This is a genomic window from Polaromonas sp. (genome assembly GCF_031411155.1).
GTDB lineage: Bacteria > Pseudomonadota > Gammaproteobacteria > Burkholderiales > Burkholderiaceae_C > Polaromonas.
The window spans coordinates 1-2,996 of sequence record NZ_JANOAL010000266.1 but is presented as its reverse complement, the minus strand read 5'-3'; the positions used below and the strand labels follow the sequence as shown (position 1 = coordinate 2,996).

Below are 2,996 nucleotides of genomic sequence, written 5' to 3'. Positions count from 1 at the left end.
CGGCGCTGACGGCCTGCCCTTTCTGGCGTCAAGCTATCCCGCCGCCCGCAAGCTGGCCGATGCGCAAAAGCCCGCGCTCGACAAATTGCTGGGCGCGCAGGGCATGAAACTTCTCTATACGGTGGCATGGCCTCCGCAAGGCGTTTACGTCAACAAGGAACTCACCTCAGTCGCCGACATGAAGGGCCTGAAGTGGCGGGCCTATAGCCCCGCGACGAGCAAAATTGCAGAGCTGGTAGGCGCGCAGCCTGTGACAGTGCAGGCCGCCGAACTCAGCCAGGCGCTGGCCACCGGGGTCGTCAACAGCTACATGAGCTCGGGCTCGACCGGCTACGATACCAAGACCTACGAAAGCATCAAGTACTGGTATGACGTGCAGGCCTGGTTACCTAAAAACGCCGTCATCGTTAACAAGAAATCTTTTGATGCGCTGGATGCGCCTACCCAGGCTGCTGTCCTGAAAGCAGCGGCGGATGCAGAGCTGCGCGGCTGGAAAATCAGCGAAGAGAAAAACGAGTTTTATAAAAAAGCGCTGGCCGAAAAAGGCATGAAGATCATGGCGCCTTCGCCCAAGCTGGTGGCCGACTTCCGCCAGGTCGGCGGCATCATGAAAACAGACTGGACCAAACGCGCCGGCGCCGAAGGGGAAGCGCTGCTGGCAGCCTACGAAAAATCAAGCGCGGCCAAGAAATAAGCATGCGCCGGCTACTTGACGCGCTTTATGACGGCGCAGCGTGGGCAGGGGCGCTCTTCATGGTCGGCACGCTGCTTTCGGTGCTGGCCGGCGTGCTGGACCGGCAGTTTGCCTGGTCGTTGCGCGGCACCGACATGTACGCGGGTTACTGCATGGCCGCCAGCGGCTTTCTGGCGCTGGCGCACACCCTGAAAAAAGGTGAACACATCCGCGTCACGCTGATTCTCAACGCGCTGAAGGGCAGTGCCCGGCGGGCGATTGAGCTCTGGGCGCTGGCAGCGGCGACTGCGCTGTCCATGCTGTTTGCCTGGTACAGCGTGAAACTGTCGATCAACTCCTGGCAGTTCCATGATGTCTCTACCGGCAATGACGCGACGCCGTTGTGGATTCCGCAGCTCAGCATGGGCGTCGGGGCGGTGATCCTGATGATTGCCTTCATCGACGAGCTGGTGCTGGAGATCAGCGGGCGCCGCCTTCAGGGCGACAGCGACGAAGCCCTGCACTACGAATAATCAGAAGTACAAACCCATGTCTGACCTTGCCGTCACCGCGCTGCTGATCCTTTCGCTGTTCCTCATCCTTGGCTCGGGCGTCTGGATCGGCCTGACCCTGTCGGGTGTCGCCTGGATCGGCATGCAGCTTTTTTCCTCACGCGCCGCCGGCGATGCCATGGCCGTGACCATCTGGGGATCTTCATCGAGTTGGACCCTGACGGCCCTGCCGCTCTTCGTCTGGATGGGTGAAATCCTGTTTCGCACCAAGCTCAGCGAAAGCATGTTCAAGGGCCTGGCGCCTTGGGTCAGCCGCCTGCCGGGCGGCCTGCTGCACACCAATGTGATCGGCTGCACCATTTTTGCCGCGGTGTCGGGCTCGTCAGCGGCGACCTGCGCCACCATCGGCAAGATGACCTTGCCGGAACTCGCCAGACGCGGCTACCCCGAAGACATCACCATCGGCTCGCTGGCCGGGGCCGGCACGCTGGGCCTGCTGATTCCGCCCTCCATCATCATGATCGTCTATGGCGTCAGCGCCGATGTGTCGATTGCCAAACTCTTCATCGCCGGCGTTTTCCCCGGCCTGTTGCTGGCGTCGCTGTTCTCGGGCTACCTGGTGGTCTGGGCGCTGATGAACAAGGGAAAAATCCCGCCGCCCGACGTCGCCATGAGCTTCAGCCAGAAGGTGTTTGAATCGCGCCACCTGATTCCCGTGGTGCTGCTGATCGGCGCCGTGCTGGGCTCCATCTACACCGGCATCGCCACCGCGACCGAGGCGGCGGCCATTGGCGTGGTCGGGTCGCTGCTGCTGTCGCTGGTGCAACGCTCCATGACGTGGACCACCTTCAAAGAGTCGCTGCTGGGCGCAACGCGCCTGTACTGCATGATTGCGCTGATTCTGGCGGGCGCCGCCTTCCTGACACTGAGCATGGGCTACATCGGCCTGCCGCGCCACCTGGCCGAGTTTGTCTCCGGCCTGGGCCTGAGCCCTTTCCTGCTGATTCTGGCCCTGAGCCTGTTTTACATTGTTCTGGGCTGTTTTCTGGACGGCATCTCGATGGTGGTGCTGACCATGGGCGTCATCCTGCCGACGGTGCAAACGGCGGGCCTGGACCTGATCTGGTTCGGCATTTTCATCGTCGTCGTGGTGGAGATGGCGCAGATTACCCCGCCCGTGGGTTTTAACCTGTTTGTGCTGCAAGGCATGACCAAAAAAGAGATCACCTACATCGCGCGGGTCACGCTGCCATTTTTCCTGCTGATGTGCGGCATGGTGCTGCTGCTGTGGTTTTTCCCGCAGATCGCCACCTGGCTACCGGGCAAAATGTAAACCTCACTCATGCTGCCTGTTCTTGCAATCTGTATCGGTGCCTGCGTAGGCGCGCTGGCGCGCTGGCGTTTGGGGCTCTGGCTCAACCATTCCGGCGCCCTGCTGCCGTGGGGCACGCTGGCCGCCAACCTGCTGGGCGCCTACCTCATAGGCGCCTGCGTTGCCACGTTTCAGTCCCTGCCGCAGATGGACCCCATGTGGCGCCTGCTGCTGATCACCGGCTTTCTGGGCGCCCTCACCACCTTCTCGACCTTTTCCGCGGAAGTCATCGCCATGCTGGAGAACGAACGCTACGCCCTGGCCCTCGGCACGGCTTCGCTACACCTGTTCGGCTCGCTGCTGCTGACCGTGGCCGGCATCAAGAGCGCTATGTTTTTTATAGCTACTCGCACGCATTAAACGTGGGCTGGCGGCCAATTTAGCCCTAAAAATCACGAAATTCGCAGAAACCAGCTTGCCCTTGGGTGCAACTTCTCCC

At 61.4% G+C, this 2,996-nt stretch carries 4 protein-coding genes; all 4 read left to right on the top strand.

Features of this window, described 5'->3' with window-relative positions; genetic code table 11:
* Window positions 1-694: TRAP transporter substrate-binding protein DctP (dctP, locus tag RMO23_RS16085; RefSeq protein ID WP_309683631.1), on the top strand; the 694-nt coding region annotated here is incomplete at its 5' end.
* 2 nt (window positions 695-696) lie between these two features.
* The gene (locus RMO23_RS16080) at window positions 697-1,206 is read left to right on the top strand and encodes a TRAP transporter small permease subunit (RefSeq protein ID WP_309683629.1); all 510 of its coding nucleotides are present in this window, start codon (window positions 697-699) and stop codon (window positions 1,204-1,206) included.
* A 16-nt stretch (window positions 1,207-1,222) separates the two neighbouring features.
* Window positions 1,223-2,518, top strand: coding sequence for a TRAP transporter large permease subunit (locus RMO23_RS16075; RefSeq protein WP_309683627.1), 1,296 nt, complete (start codon window positions 1,223-1,225; stop codon window positions 2,516-2,518).
* A gap of 9 nt (window positions 2,519-2,527) precedes the next feature.
* Entirely contained in the window at window positions 2,528-2,917 is a 390-nt protein-coding gene (gene crcB, locus RMO23_RS16070; protein ID WP_309683626.1) for a fluoride efflux transporter CrcB, read from the top strand.
* Window positions 2,918-2,996: the final 79 nt, after the last annotated feature.

Bases quoted from the DNA above. Each gene is read 5' to 3' on its own strand.
- RMO23_RS16080 (WP_309683629.1), top strand. From the start codon at position 697: ATGCGCCGGCTACTTGACGCGCTTTATGACGGCGCAGCGTGGGCAGGG.
- RMO23_RS16075 (WP_309683627.1), top strand. From the start codon at position 1,223: ATGTCTGACCTTGCCGTCACCGCGCTGCTGATCCTTTCGCTGTTCCTC.
- crcB (WP_309683626.1), top strand. From the start codon at position 2,528: ATGCTGCCTGTTCTTGCAATCTGTATCGGTGCCTGCGTAGGCGCGCTG.